This window comes from Streptomyces sp. NRRL F-5630, from assembly GCF_000719475.1.
Taxonomy (GTDB): domain Bacteria; phylum Actinomycetota; class Actinomycetes; order Streptomycetales; family Streptomycetaceae; genus Streptomyces.
Genome location: NZ_JOGO01000033.1, coordinates 1 through 19,573, shown reverse-complemented (window position 1 = coordinate 19,573; position 19,573 = coordinate 1). Strand labels below are relative to the sequence as shown.

The 19,573-nt window shown below is 72.5% G+C and carries 16 protein-coding genes; 10 read left to right on the top strand and 6 right to left on the bottom strand.

What is annotated here, in order from left to right:
- The first annotated feature begins 34 nt into the window (after positions 1 to 34).
- The 3 genes from IF99_RS0116815 to IF99_RS0116805 are packed head-to-tail and all read left to right on the top strand — an operon-like array spanning position 35 to position 3,062.
- Positions 35 to 601: a GTP-binding protein gene (locus IF99_RS0116815; protein ID WP_030997320.1), complete on the top strand. Its 567-nt coding sequence runs from the start codon at positions 35 to 37 to the stop codon at positions 599 to 601.
- A complete protein-coding gene (locus tag IF99_RS0116810) occupies positions 598 to 1,869 on the top strand; it encodes a cytochrome P450 (protein WP_030997319.1) in 1,272 nt (423 codons plus the stop codon). Before IF99_RS0116815 ends, IF99_RS0116810 begins: the two co-directional genes overlap by 4 nt.
- The gene (locus tag IF99_RS0116805) at positions 1,833 to 3,062 is read left to right on the top strand and encodes a cytochrome P450 family protein (RefSeq protein ID WP_030997318.1); all 1,230 of its coding nucleotides are present in this window, start codon (positions 1,833 to 1,835) and stop codon (positions 3,060 to 3,062) included. Before IF99_RS0116810 ends, IF99_RS0116805 begins: the two co-directional genes overlap by 37 nt.
- Positions 3,063 to 3,273: 211 nt before the next feature.
- Here the strand turns inward: IF99_RS0116805 and IF99_RS0116800 are convergent, their stop codons facing one another.
- Complete coding sequence (locus tag IF99_RS0116800; protein WP_030997317.1) at positions 3,274 to 3,639, bottom strand: STAS domain-containing protein; 366 nt, start codon at positions 3,637 to 3,639, stop codon at positions 3,274 to 3,276.
- 320 nt (positions 3,640 to 3,959) lie between these two features.
- Complete coding sequence (locus tag IF99_RS0116795) at positions 3,960 to 4,493, bottom strand: MarR family winged helix-turn-helix transcriptional regulator (RefSeq protein WP_030997316.1); 534 nt, start codon at positions 4,491 to 4,493, stop codon at positions 3,960 to 3,962.
- A gap of 99 nt (positions 4,494 to 4,592) precedes the next feature.
- On the opposite strand from IF99_RS0116795, the gene IF99_RS0116790 reads away from it, so the two are divergent.
- On the top strand, positions 4,593 to 5,762 hold the full coding sequence (locus IF99_RS0116790) for a PP2C family protein-serine/threonine phosphatase (RefSeq protein WP_030997315.1): 1,170 nt from the start codon (positions 4,593 to 4,595) through the stop codon (positions 5,760 to 5,762).
- Between the two features lie 34 nt (positions 5,763 to 5,796).
- Here IF99_RS0116790 and IF99_RS0116785 read toward each other — a convergent pair whose 3' ends face one another.
- The gene (locus tag IF99_RS0116785; protein WP_030997313.1) at positions 5,797 to 6,912 is read right to left on the bottom strand and encodes an ATP-dependent DNA ligase; all 1,116 of its coding nucleotides are present in this window, start codon (positions 6,910 to 6,912) and stop codon (positions 5,797 to 5,799) included.
- A gap of 94 nt (positions 6,913 to 7,006) precedes the next feature.
- Between IF99_RS0116785 and ligD the strand changes: the two genes are divergently transcribed.
- On the top strand, positions 7,007 to 8,020 hold the full coding sequence (ligD, locus tag IF99_RS0116780) for a non-homologous end-joining DNA ligase (protein WP_030997312.1): 1,014 nt from the start codon (positions 7,007 to 7,009) through the stop codon (positions 8,018 to 8,020).
- A 3-nt stretch (positions 8,021 to 8,023) separates the two neighbouring features.
- On the top strand, positions 8,024 to 9,190 hold the full coding sequence (locus IF99_RS0116775; RefSeq protein ID WP_030997311.1) for a membrane protein: 1,167 nt from the start codon (positions 8,024 to 8,026) through the stop codon (positions 9,188 to 9,190).
- A gap of 13 nt (positions 9,191 to 9,203) precedes the next feature.
- On the opposite strand, the gene IF99_RS0116770 is transcribed toward IF99_RS0116775, so the two are convergent.
- Entirely contained in the window at positions 9,204 to 11,474 is a 2,271-nt protein-coding gene (locus IF99_RS0116770) for an OmpL47-type beta-barrel domain-containing protein (RefSeq protein ID WP_030997310.1), read from the bottom strand.
- Positions 11,475 to 11,477: 3 nt separating this feature from the next.
- Entirely contained in the window at positions 11,478 to 14,039 is a 2,562-nt protein-coding gene (locus tag IF99_RS0116765; protein ID WP_420705678.1) for a ThuA domain-containing protein, read from the bottom strand.
- A gap of 197 nt (positions 14,040 to 14,236) precedes the next feature.
- On the opposite strand from IF99_RS0116765, the gene IF99_RS0116760 reads away from it, so the two are divergent.
- The 4 genes from IF99_RS0116760 (at position 14,237) to IF99_RS0116745 (ending at position 18,212) form a co-directional block, all read left to right on the top strand.
- On the top strand, positions 14,237 to 15,286 hold the full coding sequence (locus IF99_RS0116760; protein WP_037827060.1) for a multicopper oxidase domain-containing protein: 1,050 nt from the start codon (positions 14,237 to 14,239) through the stop codon (positions 15,284 to 15,286).
- 343 nt (positions 15,287 to 15,629) lie between these two features.
- Complete coding sequence (locus IF99_RS0116755) at positions 15,630 to 16,415, top strand: VOC family protein (RefSeq protein ID WP_030997307.1); 786 nt, start codon at positions 15,630 to 15,632, stop codon at positions 16,413 to 16,415.
- A gap of 133 nt (positions 16,416 to 16,548) precedes the next feature.
- Positions 16,549 to 17,787 (top strand): cytochrome P450, encoded by a 1,239-nt coding sequence (locus tag IF99_RS0116750; RefSeq protein WP_030997306.1) that lies wholly within the window; start codon positions 16,549 to 16,551, stop codon positions 17,785 to 17,787.
- 158 nt (positions 17,788 to 17,945) lie between these two features.
- Complete coding sequence (locus IF99_RS0116745; RefSeq protein WP_030997305.1) at positions 17,946 to 18,212, top strand: WhiB family transcriptional regulator; 267 nt, start codon at positions 17,946 to 17,948, stop codon at positions 18,210 to 18,212.
- A gap of 90 nt (positions 18,213 to 18,302) precedes the next feature.
- Here IF99_RS0116745 and IF99_RS0116740 read toward each other — a convergent pair whose 3' ends face one another.
- Complete coding sequence (locus IF99_RS0116740) at positions 18,303 to 19,280, bottom strand: acyl-ACP desaturase (RefSeq protein ID WP_107048970.1); 978 nt, start codon at positions 19,278 to 19,280, stop codon at positions 18,303 to 18,305.
- Between the last annotated feature and the right edge of the window lie 293 nt (positions 19,281 to 19,573).

Here is a 19,573-nt window from a genome sequence, read left to right as displayed (position 1 = left end):
CGGCACCGCGGCCTCCGGCGGGCCGGCGCTCGAACTGCCGGTGCCCGTGAAGATCGTCGTCGCCGGGCCCTTCGCCGTGGGCAAGACGACCTTCGTCGCCGCCGCGTCGGAGACCGCGCCGCTCACCACCGAGGAAGTCCTCACGCAGGCCGGCGAGAGCGTCGACGACCTCAGCGGAGTACGCGGCAAGACGACGACGACCGTCGGCGTCGACTTCGGGCGCCTCACCCTGCGCGCGCCCGAGCCCTCCTCCCACCCGGGCGCGGTGCTCTACCTCTTCGGCGCGCCGGGGCAGGAACGGTTCCGGCTGCTGTGGGAGGAGCTGACGTACGGGGCGATGGGCGTCCTCGTCCTCGCCGACACGCGGCGCCTCGACGCGAGCTTCGACGTGCTCGACCTCGTGGAGCGGCGCGGCATCCCGTACGCCGTCGCGGTCAACCAGTTCGAGGACTCGCCCGCGCACGGCCCCGAGGCCCTGCGGGCCGCCCTCGACCTGGAGGAGTCCACGCCGCTCGCGGTGTGCGACGCGCGCGAACCGCGCTCGTCGAGGGACATGCTGATCATGCTCGTCGAGCACATCCGTGAGCTGGTGGAGAGTTGAGCAACCGTTACGTCCCGGGCGCCACGGCGCTCTACGAGCCCGAGTTCGCCGCCGACCCGCACGCCGCCTACGCGCGGATGCGCGCCCGGCACGGCGCGGTCGCCCCCGTCGAGATCGCCCCCGGCGTGGGCGCGCACCTCGTCCTCGACTACCGGGCCGCCTGGGAGATCCTCTCCGACCAGGACGGGCACTGGTCGAAGGACCCGCGCCCGTGGGAGGCGAGCCTGCCGCGCACCCCCGAGGCGCACGGCGTGCTCGGCATGATCGGCTACCGGCCCAACGCCCTCTTCACCGACGGCGAGGTCCACGACCGCTTCCGGCAGGCGGTCAGCGACTGCTTCCGGATGATCCAGCCGCACCGGCTGCGCGCGACCGTCACGGAGATCGCCGACGACCTCGTGCGCGAGTTCGCCACCGAGGGCCGCGCCGACCTCGTCGGGCAGTACGCGCGCCCGCTCATGGCGCGCGTCATCAACCGCCTGTACGGGCGCTCCGACGCCTCGGGCCGCGAGCTGGACCGCATCCTGACGACCCTCTCGAACGCGGTGGGCGCCGAGGCTGTCGCGGCGAACGAGGAGTTCGGCCGCTACATGAACGAACTCATCACGGCGAAGTACGAGAGCCCCGGGGACGACCTCCCCTCCTGGCTGATCGGGCACCCCGCCCAGCTCGCGCCCGAGGAGGTCGTGCAGCACGTCGTCCTCACCCTGGGCGCGGGCAACGAGCCCTCCGCGAACCTCATCAGCAACACCACGGCGCGGATGCTCACCGACGAGCGGTACTACTCCTCGCTCACGGACGGCGCGCTCTCCACCCGCGAGGCGCTCGCGGAGGTCCTGCGCACGGACCCGTCGATGGCGAACTACGGCCCGTACTTCGCGACACGGCCCGTCCACTTCCACGGGACGTGGATCCAGCCCGCCGAGCTGGTCCTCGTCTCGTACGCGGGCGCCGGGGCCGATCCCACCGGCCTGCCCGCGCACGCCGACGAGCGCTCGGACGGCGGCGCGCACCTCGGCTTCGGCGCGGGGGAGCACCGCTGCCCCGCCGCCGACCCGGCCCTGCTGATCGCGGCGACCGCCATCGACCGGCTGCTCACGCTGCTGCCCGGGCTGGAACTGGCGGTCCCCTTCGACGAACTGACCTGGCGCCCCGGGCCCTTCCACCGGGCTCTCGCGGCGCTTCCCGTCACCTTCCGGCCCGTCCGCCCCGATCAGCCAGGAGTCACCCCGTGGACCAGCTCCAAGCCGTCACTCTCGACCCCGTAGGCGCCGACATCCCGGCCGAGGCCGCCCGGCTGCGGGCGCGCGGCCCCGTCGTGGAGATCACGCTGCCCGGCGGCATCCCCGCCTTCGCGGTGACGCGGTACGAGAGCCTGCGCACCCTCATCCTGGACCCGCGCGTCAGCAAGGACCCCCGCAAGCACTGGGACCGCTGGCCCGAGGCCGCCGCCAACCCCGAGTGGGGCTGGATACTCGGCTGGGTCGGCGTCATCAACATGCTCAGCACGTACGGGGTCGACCACAGCCGGCTGCGCAAGCTCGTCGCGCCCTCCTTCACGCACCACCGCACCGAGCGGCTGCGGGGGAGGGTCGAGGAGATCGTCACACGCCTGCTTGACGAGATGGAGGCGGTGCCCGAGGGCGAGGTCGTCGATCTGCGCACCGCCTTCGCGCGGCGGCTGCCGATGGAGATCATCTGCGAGCTGTTCGGCGTGAGCGGCGCCCACAAGGCCGAACTGGTGACGCTGCTCGACGACTTCATGGACGTCTCGCGGCCCGTCGAGGAGGCCGCGGCGACGCTCGCCCGCCTCTACGCGGTGCTCGGCGAGCTCATCGGGACCAAGCGCGCCGCGCCCGGCGACGACCTCGCGAGCGACCTCGTCGCGGTGCGCGACACCGACGGCGACCGGCTCTCGGACGACGAGCTGCGCGACACGCTGCTCCTCGTCATCGGCGCCGGGGTCGAGACGACCGTCAACCTTATCGGCAACGCGGCCTTCGCGCTGCTCACCCACCCCGAGCAGCTCGCGCAGGTGCGGGCGGGCGAGCTGGCCTGGGAGAAGGTCATCGCCGAGACGCTGCGCTGGGCGCCGAGCATCGCCAACCTGCCGATGCGCTTCGCGATCGAGGACATCCAGGGCCCTGAGACGGGCGACGTCCTCATCCCCCGGGGCAGCGCGATCCTCACGACGTACGCGGCGGCCAACCACGATCCGGCGCACTACGGGCCCACCGCGCACCTCTTCGACGCGCACCGCGACTCCGGCGACCACCTCGCCTTCGGCATCGGCGCGCACCGCTGCATCGGCGCCCCGCTCGCCCACCTGGAGGCGGGCGTCGCGCTCCCCGCGCTCTTCGCCCGCTTCCCCGGCCTGCGTCTCGCTGACCCCGAGCCGCAGCAGGTGCCGACCTTCATCGCGCACGGCTGGGCTGAGCTGCCCGCCTACCGCACGGCCTGATACGTCACCGCCGCACGGGTCGGGGCCCCACACCCGGCTCGCGGGCCGCCGCCGGCCAGCCGCCGCGACCGCGCCGCACCGGGCCCGCTCGCCCGCCACCGGCTCCGCCCGATCACCCCGGCTCCCGGTCACCACCCCGTTCACCCGTCCCGCCGGGCTGCTCGCCCGGCCGTTCGGCCACGCCGCCCCGGCCCCCTCCTGCCGCCCGGGTTCAGCCCCGCTCGGGGTGCCGGTCCCCGTCCCCGACCGCCTGGGCGAGATCGGCCGCGAAACGCAGATGCGCCCGCGTGCCCGTCACGTCGAAGAGTCGCACGAGTACGTCGTCGAGCGGTCCGGCGAGCAGCAGGCGCCGGCCCGCCTGCTCGTGCAGGGTGTGCGCCCGCAGCAGCACCCCCAGCACCGTGGAGTCCGCGAAGGTCGTCCGCGAGAGGTCGAGCACGGTGAGCGGCTGCTCCGAGCCGAGCGCCGCGGTGAGCCCCCCGTCGAGGGCCTCCGCCGTGTCCAGGTCCGCCTCTCCCACCAGCCGCACCACCCGCGCCCCGGGAATGTCCGCGTGACTGACGGCTTCGTCCGGCATGGTGGCGCCCTTCCTGGTCACGTCGCGCGGGCTGCGCGGCGTTGGCAACTGTTGCCTCGCGGCAAACATTAGCCGAGCGTCGTGGAGCCCGGTAGCGGGTGCCCCCATGTCATCGTGAACCGCGCGGCCTCGGCTGACCAGGCGTCAGCCCCGGCCCCGCGCTCGTGACACTTGCCGTTTGACAACAGTGCGCCCGAGGAAACAATCTGAGCCCCGACAGGACCGCCCTGCCCGAACGGTGGCGTGCGGACCGAGGTGAACCGGAGGTCACAAGCGTGTACTGGTCCAGGGGGCCGTTCCCGCACGACGGGGGGCGGTGCTCAGGCGGTGTCGGCCGTCCCCTCCCGTGTGGGCCCCTCGCGCGAGGATCCCGCCTGCCGCTCCTCGCCCCGGTCGGCGGTGTCCCACGCGGCGGCGTCGAGGAAGCCGCCGAGTCCGCGCGCCAGCGCGTCCCGGTCGGCCTGCGGCATCCGCTCCAGGATCTCCAGGAGCGCGCTCTGCCGCCGTGCCCGCAGCTCGCCGAGATAGCGCGTCCCCGGCGGGGTGAGCCGCAGCTCCACCTCCCGGCGGCTCGCCCGGCTCGCCGCGCGCTCCACGTAGCCGAGCGCCTGGAGCCGGTCGCACAGACGGCTCACCGAGGACGGCGCGGCCCCCAGCTCCTCGCCGAGAGTGCGCAGGTTGATCCCGTCCTCGCGCTCCAGGATGTACAGCACGCGCAGTTGCGAGACTGAGACCGGAGCTGTCGGCGCCAGATCGCGGCCCTTGTGCCACATCACTTCCAGCAGCTCGATGACCTCCCCGGCCACGCGGGACGCGGCAGCCCGGTTCTCCTGGGTCGCCGTCTCAGCCCCCATGTCCTCGACTCTGACACTTCGCAAGGGTCCTGTCAGTCGCTGAGGCATGGTGGTCCGGCTTCCCTTCTCCCGATCTCCGAGACAGGTGGTACACGTACGGTGGACAGATTCGCGGCGGTGGAACGCGCTCTGCGCAAGGCCCCTCCCCACGCACTGCTCGGCGCGCTGCGCACGGCGCTCCGGGCCCGTTACGGGGCCGCGGGCGCGGATCTGCTCATGGCCGACTACGCCATGACCATACTCCAGCCCGTCGAACCCCCGGCGCTGCCGCCGGAGCCGCTGTCCGCCCATCTGGGAGCGCCCGGACGCGCCTTCGGGGCCCAGCAGCCGTACGCGGAGAACTCCGGCGAGCACACCCTCGTGCATGTGCCCGTCACCGTGCGTGGCGACCGGCTCGGCATCCTCACCGTACGGCTGCCCGCGGACGGCTACGACGAGGAAATGGCCGGGGAACTCGCAGAGATCGGCGAAGTGCTCGGGCACGAGATCCTCGTCGCCGAACGCGACACCGACCTCTACCAGCGGGCCCGCCGCGCCCGCCGCCTCACCCTCGCCGCCGAGCTCCAGTGGCAGCTGCTCCCCGGACGGTCCTGCACCCGCCCCGAGTACGCCCTCGGGGCCCAGCTGGAGCCCGCCTACGCGGTCCGCGGCGACAACTTCGACTGGTCGGGCTCGGCCGAGGCACTGCACCTCTCCGTCACCAACGGCACGGGCGAGGGCATCGAGGCCGCCCTCCTCACCAACCTCGCCGTCAACGCGCTGCGCAACGCGCGCCGCGCCGGGCTGAGCCTCGCCGACCAGGCGGCCCTCGCCGACCAGGCGATCTACGGCCACCACCAGGGCGTCACGCACCTGTCGACGCTGCTGCTCCGCTTCGAGCTCGCGACCGGCGAGGCCGAGGTCGTGGACGCGGGCTCGCCGCAACTGTGGCGCCAGCGCGACGGCGTCTCCGAGCAGATCGAGCTCGACGCGCAGCTCCCGCTCGGCATGTTCGAGGACACCGTCTACACCGCCCAGCGCTTCCGCGTCCTGCCGGGGGACCGGCTCTTCTTCTTCAGTGACGGCGTCTACGAGACGCTGTCGCCGGCCGGCGAACCGTACGGGAAGCGCGCGCTCGCCGCCGCGATGACCGGCACCCGCCTGCTGCCGCCCGCGCAGGTCCCGTACGCCGTGCTCAAGGAGCTCGCGGCGCACCGGGGCTCCCTCGCGCAGGAGGACGACGCCATGGTGCTGTGCATGGACTGGCACGGGCGGCAGGTGCAGCTGTAGGGCCGGACGGGCACAGCGGGGCGGTACGGGGGGCTCAGTCCCCGCCGAGCACCGCCCCGAGCTCGTACCGCACCGGCTCCTCGACCTGCCCGTACGTGCAGCTCTCCGGGGTGCGGTCCGGGCGCCAGCGGCGCCAGCGCGCGGTGTGCCGGAAACGGGCCCTGCCGGAGGCGGCGGAACCCTCCATGTGGTCGTACGCGACCTCGCAGACCCGCTCGGGCCGCAGCGGCACCCACGACAGGTCCTTCGTGCCCGTCCACCGGCTCGGCCCGCCCGGGAGGCGCCCCGCCTCCTGCGCCTCCGCCTCGGCCCAGTGCGCCCAGGGGTGCTCCCCGCCGTGCCCGCCCGAGTCCTTCGCTCCGGCCTTCGGCCCGTCCATCCGCAGGGGCTCCAGCTCCTCCATCAGCTCCGCGCGCCGCTTCATCGGGAAGGCCGCGCAGACGCCCACGTGCTGGAGCGCCCCCGCGTCGTCGTACAACCCGAGCAGCAGCGAGCCGACCACCGGGCCGCTCTTGTGGAAGCGCAGCCCGGCCACCACGCAGTCGGCCGTCCGCTCGTGCTTGACCTTGAACATGACGCGCTGGTTCTCGCGGTACGGCAGCTCCGGCGGCTTCGCGACGATCCCGTCCAGCCCGGCTCCCTCGAAGCGCCCGAACCACTCCTCGGCCACCGCACGGTCCCCCGTCGCGGGCGCGAGGTGCACCGGGGGAGCCACGTGGGCGAGCACCGCTTCGAGCCGTTCCCTGCGGGCGCGCTGCGGGCGGTCGACCCAGGACTCCTCGTCCAGCGCGAGCAGGTCGAAGGCGACGTAGGAGGACGGCGTCGTCTCCGCGAGCAGCCGCACCCGCGAGGCGGCCGGATGGATGCGCTCGCTCAGCGCGTCGAAGTCCAGCCGCCCCGCGCGCGCCACGACGATCTCCCCGTCCAGCACGCACCGCCCGGGCAACCGCTCCCGCAGCGCCTCGACCAGCTCGGGGAAGTACCGCCCGAGCGGCTTGCCCGTGCGGCTGCCCAGCTCCACCTCGTCCCCGTCCTTGAAGACGAGGCAGCGGAAGCCGTCCCACTTGGCCTCGTAGTGCATCCCGGGCGGGATCTCCGGGACGGCCTTCGCGAGCATCGGTCTCACCGGAGGCATGACAGGCAGACGCATGAGCCGATTGTGTGCCGGGACGACGGCCTTCCGCACTATGAGCACCGGTGGACACCGATATGCGGAGGTACGCGCCCCCGCCTACCGTGGCGCCATGGCGGACGAAGCGGAGGAGCTGACGGCGGGCGGGCGCACCGTGCGGATCAGCCACCCGGAGAAGATCTACTATCCGCGTCCCGGCTACACGAAGCGGGACGTCGCGGAGTACTACCTCACGGTGGGCGAGGGCATGACGCGTGCCCTGCGGGCGCGGCCCACCACGCTGGAGCGCTACCCGGAGGGCGTCGAGGGCGAGTCCTTCTTCCAGAAGCGCGCCCCCAAGAACCACCCCTCCTGGCTGCGCACCGCGCGGATCTCCTTCCCGAGCGGCCGGTACGCCGACGAGCTGTGCCCCGAGGAGCCCGCGGCGATCCTGTGGGCGGCGAACCTCGGCGGCCTCGTCTTCCACCCCTGGGCCGTCCGGGCCGACGACACCGACCACCCGGACGAACTGCGCCTCGACCTCGACCCGCAGCCCGGCACCGGCTTCGCCGAGGCCGTCGCGGTCGCCGTCGAGTTGCGCGGGCTCCTCGACGAGCTGGGCCTGCGCGGCTTCCCGAAGACCTCCGGCGGACGCGGGCTGCACGTCTTCGTGCCGATCGAGCCGCGCTGGGACTTCGCCGGGGTGCGCCGCGCCGCCATCGCCGTGGGGCGCGAGCTGGAACGCCGGATGCCGGGCAGGGTGACGACCCACTGGTGGAAGGAGGAGCGCGGCGAGCGGATCTTCCTCGACTACAACCAGAACGCCAGGGACCGCACCATCGCCGCCGCCTACTCGCTCCGCGCCCGCCCGCACGCCCCCGTCTCGGCGCCGCTCACGTGGGACGAGGTCCCCGACGCCGACCCGCGCGACTTCGACCTGCGCACGATGGTGGCCCGCTACCGCGAGCGCGGGGACGTGCACGCGGACATGGACGAACGCCGCTACTCGCTCGAACCGCTGCTCGATCTCGCGGCGCGCGACGAGAGCGAGGGACTCGGCGAGTTGCCGTACCCACCGGACTACCCGAAGATGCCGGGCGAGCCCTCGCGGGTGCAGCCGAGCCGCGCCAAGAAGGAGACGGACTGAGCCATGGCGGACCCCGGCAGCCCCGGCCCGCGGGGCAGCGCACCCGGCCCGGACGGGCACCCCCCGGGCCCTTCCGGCGCCCACCCCGACCACGCCCGCCGCCCCTCCGCCCGCGAGCGCTGGGCGGGCTTCCGCACCTCCGCGTACTGGCCCGCCGTCGTGCTGTGCCTCATCCTGGCCGCCGCCGCGGGGCTCTTCGCGGGCTCGTACACGTACCAGATGGCGAACCCGACACCCCGCCACGTGCCGGTCGCCGTCGTCGGCGAGCAGCGGTGGCCGCAGGGGCAGCGGTTCGTGGACGGCATGGAGCGCGCGCTCGACGCGGGCCTGAGCCTGCACTCGTACCGCGACTACGGGGAGGCGCGCGAGGCGATCGAGGAGCAGAAGGTCTTCGCGGTGCTGAGCCGCGAGGGCGAGCGCGCGCGGCTCGACCTCTCGGGCGCCTCGGGTGCCTCGGTCGCGCAACTGCTCGCCGAGGCCGCGCCGAAGGCCGGTGAGGAGACGGGGACGCCCGTCACCGTGCGGGACGTCAATCCGCTCCAGTCGGGGGACCCGCGCGGCCTCGCGCTCTTCTACATCTCGCTCGCCGCCGTCATCGTCGGCTTCGTCGGCGCCATCCAGCTCAGCGTGCACGCGCGGGGCCTGGACCCCCTGGAGCGGATCGCGTTCACGGCCGCGTACGCGCTGCTCGGCGGCTTCACGATCGCGGCCGTCGTGGACTGGTGGCTCGGCGCGCTGCACCTGCCGTTCACGCAGTCCTGGCTCATCCTCGCGTTCACGATGTTCACGTGCGGCATGGTCTTCACCATGTTCAATACCCTCGTCGGGCGCTGGGCGATGCTCCCGACGTGGGGCGTCATGGTGCTGCTCGGCAACCCGTCCTCCGGCGGGGCGGTCTCCTGGCCGCTGCTGCCCTCGGTCCTCGGGCACATCGGGCAGTGGCTGCCGCCGGGCGCCTCGGTCAACGCGCAGCACACCGCCGTGTACTTCCGCGGCCACCAGCACCTCTTCCCCTACCTGGTGCTCGCCGCCTGGGCCCTCGTCTCCTGCGCGGTCTTCTGGATCTGGCGCCACCGGCACCCGGGCGGGCGCGGCCAGGCCGGGGCTCACGCCGCCCGCACGGAGGGGAGCGGTGGCGGTGGGGGTGCCACCGCCACCGCTCCCGGCTGAACGCCCGCGCGGACTACAGCTCCTGGATCCGGACGTCCCGGTAGGAGATCACGTCGGACGTGCTGTGCACCTGGAGACCGATGTAGCCGGAGGCGTAGCGCCGCCCGTCGGTGCCCGGGTCACCGGACCGCGGCGGCTCGAAGAGCTGGCCGCCGGTGTTGTCGAACTCGTTGATCAGCACCCCGTTGCGGAAGATCTGGAAGTGCTGGTCGACGGCCCGGACCTCGTAGTCGTTCCAGGTCCCCTTCTCGGTGACCCCGGCGCCCGCGAGGCCGACCCGGTCGAAGCCGTACACGGACCCGGTCTTGTACATGTCCCCGGTGGGCGAGTCGAAGATCTGGATCTCGTGCCCGTAGTTGATCGCGACCCACTCGGGCCGCGACTCCTCCGGGTGGTCGTGGACGTTCGGGAAGCGGATGAAGACCCCGCCGTTGGCGTTCGTGGTGCCCGGCCCGTCGTCACGGAAGCGGAGCTTGAGCGAGAAGTCGTCGAACTTCCGCTCCGGGAACCACAGCATCCCCATGCCGTCGACATCGGTGGAGCTGGTGATCGAGCCGTCGTCGTTCAGCGTGAACTTGCCGCCGCCGACCTGCTCCCACCTGTCGAACTGGGCCCGCGAGCCGTCCATGAGGTCCTTGTAGCCGGTCGTCTGCCCCGGCTTGCCGATCCCGGACGCCTTGGCGGCCTGGTTGATCGCCTTGCGCTCGCGCTGGTCGATGACGTTCTCGGCACGCAACTGGTCGAGCACCTGCGTGACGTGCTTGAGGAACAGGGCGTTCGACGACCAGTCCTTCTCGTCCTCGATGCGCTCGTTGATCCGGCAGCGGTTCTCCGTGATGCGGTTGGGCACCCCGGTGTCGATCGTCCCGACGAAGACGGTCTTGCGCTCGTCGAACTCGGCGCAGCCCGGCGCGGGCACGCCGCCCCCGGCCGCGACGGTGAAGGCCACCTGGCGCGCCTCGGAGGTGTTGCCCGCCTTGTCGCTCGCGCGGTAGTCGACGGTGTGCCGGCCGACGCGGTCGATCACGACGGGCTTGCTGTAGGCGAGGTAGGGGCCCGCGTCGAGCGAGTACTCGATCTTGTCGACGCCCGACTCCTCGTCGGTCGCGCTCAGGGTGAGCTTCGCCGAGGCGAGGTAGGCGCCGTCCGAGTTCTTCGAACCGGTCACCTCCGCGCCGACCACGGGGGCCGTGGTGTCCTGGGCGGGCGGCTCGACGACGGTGAACGAGACGGTCTTCTCGGCCGCCGCGTTGCCCGCCTTGTCGGTGGCCCGGTAGCGCACCACCTGTTCGCCCGGCTCGTGGACCATGACGGGCCCGGTGTACTCCTGCCAGGCGCCGTCGGCACCGAGCGCGTACTCGACCTTGTTGACGCCCGAACCGGTGTCGGAGGCGGTGACGGTGACGGTCGCCATCCCGAGGTAGGCGCCGTTCTCGTCCTTCTCGCCCGTGACGGTCGCCGAGGTCTCGGGCGGGTCCTGGTCGTCGGTCGGCGGTCCCACGACGGTGAAGGAGACGGACTTCTCCTCGGCCGCGTTGCCCGCCTTGTCGGTCGCGCGGTAGCGCACGACGTGCTCACCGACCTGGTCGATGACGACCGGGGCGGTGTACGGCTGCCAGGCGCCGTCCGCGCCGATCGCGTACTCGACGGTGTCGACGCCCGTGCCCTCGTCGCTCGCCTCGATCGCGACGGACGCGGAGCCGACGTAGGCCCCGTCGGCGTTCTGGTCGCCGCTCACCTTCGCCGAGGTGGTGGGCGCGGTGGTGTCCTCGCCGCCCCCGCCGTCGGTCACCACGAGGGTGCCCTCCATCGAGAGGTGCCCCGGGATCGTGCAGTGGTAGCGGTACGTGCCCGGGCTGAGCACGACCTCGACGCTGTGCTTGCCGCCCTGGGCGTCCGAGGGGTTGGCGAGGATGTTGACGTTGACGTCGTTGTTGTAGTCGGGGCTGGAGACGTCGAAGGTCAGCGTGTGCGGCATCCCGGTGGTGTTGCCGGTGGCCGCGCTGTTCTCGAAGACGATCGTGGCGGGCCCCGCGACCGCCTTCTCGGGGGCGGAGACGTAGTGCGTGATGTCGTCGCCCGCGGTCCAGTTGAGCACCTGGGCCGCCTTGGGCGCGGCGTCCTTCTCCGGCTTCACGGTCTTCTGGGCGGCCGTGGCGGGGCCTCCCGTGGCGCTTGTCGCGCTCGTCGCGCTCAGTCCGAGGACGAGCCCGAACGCGGCGAGCAGGGTCAGCAGCAGCCGGGAAGCCCGGTGCCGCGCTCTCGTACGCCGTCGTGGTCGCACCGCTTACCTCCTCACGAGCTGGTCGGCGGCGGGGGTGGGGCCCCCGCCCTTGTAGGTCACGCGCCACAGCGCGGAGTGGCTGTCCGAGGTGAAGAAGCCGCGCCCGTAGTCGAGGACGTAGAGCGAGCCGTCCGGGGCGAACTTCCAGTCCATCAGGTTGCGGATGCCGTTCTCGCCGACCGGGACGATCTTCCGCAGCGACTCGGCGTGGATGGGCAGTCCGCCCTCGCCCTGCGTCTTCGGGTCCATGAGCACCGCGTGCCGGGGCTGGGTGTCGTCGTAGAAGTCACCGACGAACCACTTGCCGTCCCAGTACTGGGGCCACTTGACGGAGCTGGCGCTGTTCTCGTCGTACCGGTAGACCGGGCCGTTCATCGTCGCCTGGCCGCCGCCCTTGAGCCACGGCAGCTTGTACGTGGCCTCGCTCTGCTTGTACGAGGGCACCCCGGCCGCGTCGCGCGGGTAGTCCGGGCCACCGCCCTGCGGCGAGTACCAGATGTTGTTGCCGGTGACGGGCGGGAGGTTCACGAGCCCGTCGTTGTTCGGGGACTCGTTCTTCGGGTGGTCGCAGTCGTACCAGCCCAGCGGCTTGCTCGGGTCGGGCAGGTTGCGGTCGCGGTAGGGCTGCTTGTTGCCCATGCAGTACGGCCAGCCGCGGTTGCTCGCCTTGGTGATGACGGCGAAGGTGTCGTACTTGGCCGGGCCCCACGTCTCGCTCGGGGCGCCGGCGTCGGGGCCGACCCAGCCCGCGTAGAGGGTGTCGGTCTTCTTGTCGACCGAGATGCGCGCCGGGTTGCGGACACCCATCACGTAGATCTCACCGCGCGTCTTGCCGCCGCCCTCGGCGGTCTCCTTGCCGGTGAAGAGGTTCCCCTCGGGGATCGTGTAGGTGCCGTCCTGCTCCGGGTGGATGCGCAGGATCTTCCCGTTGAGGTTGTTCGTGTTGCCCGCGGTGCGGCGCGCGTCGGCGAAGGAGACGCCCTTGTAGTTGGGCTGGGGGTTGTTGCCGGAGTAACCGTCGCTGAACTGCGAGGAGTTGTTGTCACCCACGGCGATGTACAGGTTGTCGTGGGAGTCCCAGGCGAGACCGCCGCCCGCGTGGCAGCAGGAGTGGACCTGCACCGGCCAGGAGAGCAGGACCTTCTCCGAGGAGAGGTCCAGCTTGTTCGTCTTCTTGTTCAGCGTGAAGCGCGAGACCTGGCGGGTCGCCATCTGCTTGTCGCGGTCGAGCTTGGAGTGCGGCGTGTAGTGCAGGTACACCCAGCCGTTGTCCTCGAAGCGCGGGTCCAGCGCGATGCCGAGCAGCCCCTCCTCGACCTTGACCAGCTCGTCGCCCCCGCCCTTGTTGCCGAAGACGGAGAGCTTCCCGGCGAGCGTGACCTGCTTGGTCTTCGGGTCGTAGATGTGGATCTCGCCCTCGCCCTTGCCGACGTCGGGGTCGTTCCAGTCGGTCACGACGGGCTGGCTCCCGTCCTTGCCGCCGCGCCCGATGTAGAGCACGCGCCCGTCGGGGGCGGTGACGAGGCCGTGCGGCTCGCCGATCTGGTCGTTCTCGCCCGCCTTGTTCGGCTGCGTGAGCCGCTCGGCGACGTAGTTGGACTCGATCGTCGCCTTGCAGTCCGCCTGCACGAGACGCGTCGTCCACAGCAGGGCGCCGCGCAGGTGGGCGCGGAAGTCGGTCTCGGCGAAGCTGTCCGCCGTACCGCCCATCGCCGAGTAGAAGGACCGTCCGCCGTCGTAGTCGCGGCACCACGAGACCGGGTGGTCGGCGCCGTTGGCGCCTTCGCCCGGACTGTACGTGGACTCGCGGACCCGGGCGACGGTGTGCACCGTGCCGCTCGGGTTCTTCTGCCAGTTGAGCCACTTGTCGGGGTGCTTCCACTCCAGCGGCAGGTCCTTCGTCGCCGGGTGGAGGCGGTCGCCGACCTCGACGGTGGCGCGCTGGGCCTTCGCCCCGCTGCCCTCGACGGGCCGCGCCCCGATGAGACCGGTGTACCAGTCGGAGTACGGCTCGGTGCGGGCCGCGTCGTTCAGGCCGACGAAGCCGCCCCCGGCCTTGATGTACGCCTCCAGCCCGGCTTCCTGATCGGCGTCGAGGACGTCGCCGGGCCCGGTGAGGAACACGACGGCGTTGGTCTTGCCGAGCCTGGTCGCGTTGGTGAAGACCTTCGCCTTGTCGGTCGCCTCGACCGTGAAGCGCTGCCCGGCCGGGCCGGACTGGCCGATCTTCTCGATGGCCTCGATCCCCGCGTTGACCGCGGGGGACTCCGGGGCGGTGCTCCCGGTGTAGATGAGCACCTTCACCTCGTCCCCGCCGGGCGGCGAGGGCAGGGCGAGCGCGGCCTTGTCCGCGGCGCCGGCGGGCGGCCCGGTGAGCAGCCCGGTCGCGAGCGCGGCCGAGGCGAGCACCGCGGCGCCGGCGAGCCGTGCTCGCCGGCGGGCCCGGACGCGTGCGGGTGATGTTCTGGTGGCGCCGGTCCGTGTAGTTCCCGTGGGGGATGCGGAGTGTGTTCTCTCGGTACCGGACACCTGAGTCGATGTCCGTTGGTGCGGTGTGAACCGCATGTGGTCCTCCACCCTCGTCAGTCGCAGCAACAGCGCCGCCGAAGCTAGACCCCTTTGCCCGGGAGGCCAATACCTATGACCTGAATAGCACAAACTTTGTCCTCACTGTGGATAAACGAGGCCCGCGCGGCTACCGTGTGCCCGTCCCTGGGGCCCGTGGGGTCCGGCAAGTCCGCTCATCGGAAAAGGAGTTCGTGATGGCTTCGACGGACGAGGGCTCGGGAGGACGGCGCATCGGGAGGCGCTACCTGCTCGGCGGAGCAGCCGCGGCGGCCGGCCTCGGCGTGGTGGGCGCGAGTGCGACGAGCGGTACGGCGCAGGCGGCCGTGACGGCGCCGACCGCGCCCGCCGGGGGCGAGGTGCGCCGCATCACGATGTACGCGGAGCGCCTGGCGAACGGTCAGATGGGCTACGGCCTGGAGAAGGGCAAGGCGAGCGTCCCGGGGCCGCTCATCGAGCTCAACGAGGGCGACACGCTGCACATCGACTTCGAGAACACCATGGACGTCGACGCGAGCCTCCACGTCCACGGCCTGGACTACGAGATCACCAGCGACGGCACCCGCATGAGCGGCAGTCACGTCCCGCCCGGCGGCCACCGCACGTACACCTGGCGCACCCACACGCCCGGCCGGCGGGCTGACGGCACGTATCGCCCCGGCAGCGCGGGCTACTGGCACTACCACGACCACGTCGTCGGCACCGACCACGGCACCGGCGGCATCCGCAACGGGCTCTACGGGGGAGTGGTGGTGCGCCGCAAGGGCGATCTGCTCCCCGACCGCACGTACACGATCGTCTTCAACGACATGACGATCAACAACCTCAAGCAGGGACCCGACTTCGAGGCCGTCGTGGGGGAGCGCGTCGAGATCGTCATGATCACGCACGGCGAGTACTACCACACCTTCCACATGCACGGTCACCGCTGGGCGGACAACCGCACCGGCCTGCTCACGGGACCTGACGACCCCTCGGCCGTCATCGACAACAAGATCGTGGGCCCCGCCGACTCCTTCGGCTTCCAGGTCATCGCGGGCGAGGGCGTGGGCGCGGGGGCGTGGATGTACCACTGCCACGTCCAGTCGCACTCCGACATGGGCATGGCCGGGATGTTCCTCGTCGCGAAGGCGGACGGCACGGTGCCGGGGCACGAGGGCCACACGATGAAGAAGAGCGGCGCCACGGGCAAGGGGACGGCCACGGGCAAGGCAGCCGCCGGGGAGCACGCGGGGCACGGGGGCTGAGGGCGGCGGAGTGGGCGGCGGGCGGCGGGGCGTGCGGCCGGGCGGCGGCGGGTGGCCGGGTGGGGAGCCGGGGCCGGGCAGCGTTGTTGTCGCTGTCGCTGTCGCTGTCGCGGGAGGCGACGGTCCGCCTCGTCCCGCCTCTCCGGAGACGGCCGCGTCCCGGGGGAGGGGGACGCGGGGGCGGGTGACGGAGGGCGTACGGGGCGGTGCGGTGCGTGCGCGGGCGCCGTTCCTCCTCGTCGCGCGGCTCACCGGAGCCGGTGCCAGACTCGGAAGGGAGGGCGTCCGCCGTGCCCGTACCCCGTGGCGGCGGGCTCACGACGCGAGCGAGAGAAGTCCCGCCATGCTCAACAGCGCACACTACGCGGACGGCGAGCCCGTCTGGCTCGAACTGTCCACGCCCGACCTCGACCGGGCCGAGGAGTTCTACGGGGGGCTCTTCGGCTGGTCGCTCCGGCGCATGGGCCCGGACAAGGGGAACTACGGGCTGTTCACCCTGCACGACAAGACGGTCGCCGCCGTCATGCCGCAGCCGGCCGACAAGGTGCCGCCCGCCTGGACGATCTACTTCAAGACCCCCGACGCCGCGGCGACCGCGCGGTCCGTCGAGCAGCACGGCGGCACGGTAACGACCCCGGCCACGGACGTCATGGACCTCGGCAGGCTCGCCGCCTGCACCGACCCGCAGGGCGCCGCCTTCGCCGTCTGGGAGCCGGGCGCCAACAAGGGCCTCGGCCTCGTCACCGACACGAACGCCTTCTTCTGGGCCGAGCTGGAGAGCCCCGAGCCCCCCGCGGCGGTCACCTTCTACGGCCAGGTCTTCGGCTGGGAGACGACGACGATGCACATGGAGGGCGGCGACTACCTCATGCCGCACGCCTCCGGAGGCACCCCCGAGGACATGTTCGCCGGAGTCGCGCCGCTCGACGCCGCGACGAGCGGACGCGGACCGTACTGGCTCCCGTACTTCAACGTCGCCGACTGCGACGCGACGGCGGCGAAGGCGCTCGCGGGCGGCGCGAGCGCCGAGGTGGAGCCGCTCGACATCCCCGACGTGGGCCGCATGGCGCGCTTCACGGACCCGCACGGGGCCGTCTTCGCCGTGATGACGCCGAATCCGCGCGGCTGAGCGCGGGTCCGGGCTCCGGGACGGACGTCCCCGGATGCGCGGCGGGGGTATGCGTGGGGGCGCGGCTTCCGCGGGCGGGGGCGCGTGTGCGCGTGGCCTGGTCACCCGGTCCCGCGCCCTCTACCGTCCTGCCATGACCGCACCAGCCGCCGCGCCGCGCCCCCTCGCCCCCGCCGCCTTCGACCACAGGGACCCCGCCTTCCTCGCCGATCCCTACCCGGTCTACGCCGAACTGCGGGCGGCCGGCCGCGTCCTGCACTACGCGCCGAGCGGCCAGTGGCTCGTCCCGCACCACGCCGACGTCTCCGCGCTGCTGCGCGACCGTCGCCTCGGCCGGAGCTACCAGCACCGCTACACGCACGAGGAGTTCGGCCGCACCCCACCGCCGCGCGCGCACGCGCCCTTCCACGAGCTGAACGACCTCGGGATGCTCGAACTCGAACCCCCGGACCACACCCGCATCCGCCGCCTCGTCGCGCACGCCTTCACCCCGCGCACGGTCGAGGCGCTGCGCCCGTACGTGACCGGACTGGCCCGCGAACTCGCCGACGCGCTCGCCGAACGGGGCGGCGGCGACCTCCTCACCGAGGTCGCCGAGCCGCTGCCCGTCGCCGTCATCGCCGAACTGCTCGGCGTGCCGGAGGCCGATCGCCCGCTCCTGCGGCCCTGGTCGGCGGCGATCTGCGCGATGTACGAGCTGAACCCCTCGGAGGAGACGGCGCGACGCGCGGTCACCGCCTCGGCCGAGTTCTCCGCGTACCTGCGCGCCCTCATCGCCGACCGCGCGCGCCGCCCGGGCGAGGACCTCGTCTCCGCGCTCGTCGCCGCGCGCGAGGCGGGGGACCGGCTCAGCGAGGCGGAGATCGTCGCGACCTGCGCGCTGCTCCTCAACGCGGGGCACGAGGCCACCGTCGGCTCGACCGTCAACGGCTGGCACGCGCTGCTCACCCACCCCGGCCAGCTCGCCGCCCTCCGCGCCGACCCCGGCCTCGTCCCCTCCGCGGTGGAGGAACTGCTGCGTTACGACACGCCGTTGCAGCTCTTCGAACGCTGGGTGCTCGACGACATCGAGATCGACGGAGTCACGATCCCTCGCGGCGAGGAGCTGGCCCTCCTGTTCGGCTCGGCCAACCACGACCCGGCCGCCTTCGCCGCGCCGGACCGCCTCGACCTCGGCCGCTCCGTCAACCCGCACGTCTCCTTCAGCGCGGGCATCCACTACTGCGTCGGCGCCCCGCTCGCCCGCCTCGAACTCACCGCCTCGCTCGCGGCCCTGCTCGACCGGGTCCCCGGGCTCCACCTCGCGGGTGAGGCGCGACGGCGGCCGAACTTCGTGATGCGGGGATTCGCCGAGCTGCCGGTCGGGGTGTGAGGGAGAGGAGCCGGGCGGCGCGGGGGCCTGGAGGAGGGGTGGCGGGCGTGCGGAGGCGGCGTGCCCGGCGCCTGTCCAGCCTCGACACGCCGCCCGGCACTCGGCGTTGAACGCGCGTTGAGCGTTCGTCGATCGTTTGTTTCGGGCGGCACGGCACGATGCTCGTCATGAACGATCACGGGGACAGCACGAGCACGGGCGAGGAACCCGAGGACTGGCAGGGAGCGGCCCTGTGCGCGCAGATCGGCCCGGACTTCTTCTTTCCCGAGCCGGGCGGTTCGGTGCAGGACGCCAAGCGCGTCTGCCGTTCCTGCCCGAGCCGCCGCGCCTGCCTGGAACACGCCCTCGCCCGCGACGAGCGCTACGGGGTGTGGGGCGGCCTCTCGGAGAAGGAACGGGGACGGCTCCGGAGACTGCGGGCGTGAGGGCGGCGGCACGGGCGGGCGGGTGCCCGGCGGGCGCGGCCGGAGACGCTTCCGGCCGCCCCCGGGACTCGTACCGCCTCTACCGTCCGCTCAGCTCGCGGCCGCCTTGGCCGCCAGCCGGGCCTTCCGCGCCGCCAGCTTCTCGTCGAACGCGCTCGCCTTGTCATCGAGCGCGCCCATGAAGTACCCCAGCTCCTCCTGCGCCTTGAGCCCCTCGGGGCCGAGGCCGTCGCGGTCGAGGACCTTGAGGTAGCGCAGTACGGGCGAGAGCACGTCGTCGTGGTGGATGCGCAGGTTGTAGACCTCGCCGATCGCCATCTGCGCCGCCGCGCGGCCGAAGTTGGGGATGCCGTGGCCCGGCATCCGGAAGTCGACGACGACGTCGCGGATCGCCTGGAGCGCGAGGTCGGGCGCGAGGTCGAGCGAGGCGCGCAGCAGGTTGCGGTAGAAGACCATGTGCAGGTTCTCGTCCGTCGCGATGCGCGAGAGCATGCGGTCGCACACCGGGTCGCCCGACTGGTGGCCGGTGTTGCGGTGCGAGACGCGCGTGGCGAGTTCCTGGAAGGCCACGTACGCGACCGAGTGGAGCATCGAGTGCCGGTTGTCGGACTGGAAGCCGGCGCTCATGTGCTCCATGCGGAACCGTTCCAGCGCGTCCGGGTCCACGGCACGGCTCGCGAGCAGGTAGTCGCGCATCACGATCCCGTGCCGGGCCTCCTCGGCGGTCCAGCGGTGCACCCACGTGCCCCAGGCGCCGTCGCGGCCGAAGAGCGCGGCGATCTCGTGGTGGTAGCTCGGCAGGTTGTCCTCGGTCAGGAGGTTGACGACGAGAGCGGTCCTGCCGACGTCGGTGACCTTCGACTGCTCCGGCGCCCAGGGCTCCCCGTCCACGAAGAACTCGGGGAAGTTCCTGGCCTCGCCCCAGGGGACGTAGTGGTGCGGCATCCAGTCCTTCGTCACCGAGAGGTGCCGGTTCAGCTCCCGCTCCACCACCTCCTCCAGGGCGAACAGCAGACGGCGGTCGGTCCAGCCGAAGCTGAGGTCGTCGGGGGAGCGGCGCGGGGACACCAGACTCACGAATTCTCCTGGGGACGGAGGGGCGGGGAGCGGACGCAGGCGCGGCCGGAGTGCGCGGCGCGCACGGCTCTACCTACGGACCCGTAGGTTACGACACCGTAGGTTAATGAGATGTAAGTGCCCGGCGCGGGGATTGTGTGTGCGATGCACGCGAGCGGGGTATCCCTTACGGCCCGGCGGGCCTTCTTGCGTTCTAGTGGTTGTCGCAACACCCCAGTTCAGGGGATGCGATGGACTTCGAGGTCCGGAAGGTCCGCAAGGCTCATGGGCCTGTGAAGTTGCGG